Source organism: Bacillus sp. SIMBA_026, from assembly GCF_046535335.1.
Taxonomy (GTDB): Bacteria; Bacillota; Bacilli; order Bacillales; family Bacillaceae; genus Bacillus; species Bacillus velezensis.
Genome location: NZ_JAWRWX010000540.1, coordinates 1 through 230 on the forward strand (window position 1 = coordinate 1; position 230 = coordinate 230).

A 230-nucleotide genomic window follows, 5' to 3' on the forward strand; every position below is an offset into this window, starting at 1 on the left:
GCCGGTTTCATCATTATGGTCGATGGTGCTGTGGTTTTTTCAGTAGTGGAACAAATCCGTTATTTTTTAAGTGATTGTAATGTTCATCCATTCGTTTCGTGATGTGTGTGCCTTGTTCCTTTGTTAACACACCATACTGAACATATTTCTCAATGACTTCTTTTCGTTTCGAAAGAATTTGCTGCTCAAGCTTTTCGATTTGTTTTTGTTGTTCTGTTGTTAATTTTACT

At 35.7% G+C, this 230-nt stretch carries 1 protein-coding gene; it reads right to left on the reverse strand.

Annotation, left to right across the window (positions count from 1 at the left end):
- Positions 1-13: 13 nt before the first annotated feature.
- The coding region (locus SB847_RS22465; RefSeq protein WP_410578995.1) for a YckD family protein at positions 14-230 on the reverse strand (217 nt) is incomplete at its 5' end.